General features: G+C 48.0%; 1 protein-coding gene. It reads left to right on the top strand.

The genetic code is table 11. The features are described 5' to 3' along the window. Nucleotides 1-77: 77 nt before the first annotated feature. Nucleotides 78-1,514: an IS1182 family transposase gene (locus ACVA53_RS24865; protein ID WP_446506619.1), complete on the top strand. Its 1,437-nt coding sequence runs from the start codon at nt 78-80 to the stop codon at nt 1,512-1,514. Nucleotides 1,515-1,595 lie beyond the last annotated feature (81 nt).

The following is a 1,595-nucleotide window of genomic DNA, read 5'->3' as shown; positions in this document are numbered from 1 at the left end:
TCAGATTGATGACAAAGGCCTGGCTTTTAAGCTAGGCCTTTGATCTAATAGAGGTATCGAAATATGGATATCTCGACATGTTAAAAGAACCCTTACCCCAACAGTACGAACTCGAAATGGTCACAATGGAACAGCTGGTTCCGAAGCATCATCTCGTGCGTAAAATTGACCAAGTTATAGATTTCGAATTTATTAGAGACGAAGTCGCTCACCTATATTGCCAAGACAATGGCCGACCTCCTGTTGACCCCGTCCGCTTGTTTAAAATCATCCTGCTGGGCTACATCTTTGGCATCAAGAGCGAGCGTCAGCTAGTCAAAGAAATCGAGGTCAATGTGGCCTATCGGTGGTTCCTTCGCATGTCACTGACAGAGAAAGTTATCCATGCCTCGACGCTCAGCCAAAACCGCATCCGCCGCTTCAACGGTACGGATATTTTTGAACGCATCTTTACCAATATCGTACTCCAGGCCATGGATAAAGGGCTTGTCGCCGGGAATGAATTATTCACTGACAGCACCCACCTCAAAGCCAATGCTAACAAGAAGAAATTTACCAATGAACAGCAAGCTGTCCGCACCAGTGCCTACCTTGAGATGCTCAACGAAGATGTGGCCAAGGAGCGGGAAGCCGAAGGGAAAAAAACTTTAGCTGAGCGAAAATCAGAGCCTAAGCTCAAAAATACCAAAGTGAGCACGACTGATTCTGAAAGCGGCTTTATGACGCGGGATAACAAGCCGCAAGGGTTCTTTTACCTTGACCACCGCACCGTCGATGGCATGCATGGGATTATCGTCGATACCTATGCGACCGCAGGTAACGTCAATGACTCCCAGCCTTATATCAAGCGGCTGGACTACACGCTCAACCAGTTCAACCTGAATCCTATAGCCGTAGGCCTTGATGCTGGATACTTCACGGCTCCCGTTGCTGAGTGCCTTGAACGAAGAGAAATCCTTGGCATCTTTGGTTACCGTAGGCCGCCTCGCACCCAGAATGCTATCAAGAAGAAGCACTTTATCTATAACAAAGAAACAGACACTTACCTGTGCCCAAATGGCCAGGAACTTATCTATAAAACCACGTCAAGAGAAGGCTACAGAGAATACCACTCGGCCCCCAAGGAGTGTGAGCTCTGCTCGATGAGAAATGACTGCACCCAAAGCAAAACAATGAAGAAGGTGATAACCCGGCATATCTACGCGGAGGCTGTGGAACGAGCAAACAAAATACGGCTGACACCTTATGGTAAAAGGACCTATCGGCGAAGGGGAGAAACGGTAGAAAGAAGCTTCGCAGATGCTAAACAGCATCATGGTCACCGATATGCACGGTTCCGGGGGTTGAACAAGGTGCAGATGCAATGTTGGTTGGCCGCTGCTGCTCAAAATATCAAGAAGATGGCCTTGGTGCTGGGCTGCTTACAGAAAATAGGCCTTATAAACGCTCTAATTAGGCTATTACGAGTCAATATCAGGCGAGAAGAGCAAAGGAGCCTCCAACCGAGCTGGTAGGTAAAAAAATCGCGATCGCGGCCTACGGCCGCTCTCTAAAAAAGAACCCCACTTAAAAAGTGGGGTTCGTCAGCAATCTGA

This window comes from Photobacterium sp. DNB23_23_1 (assembly GCF_052873815.1).
The sequence above is the reverse complement of the archived record's forward strand: the minus strand, read 5'-3'. Positions and strand labels throughout refer to the sequence as shown.

What these genes read in the sequence shown, in the direction of transcription:
- ACVA53_RS24865 (WP_446506619.1), top strand. Translation starts at nt 78, where the DNA reads ATGTTAAAAGAACCCTTACCCCAACAGTACGAACTCGAAATGGTCACA.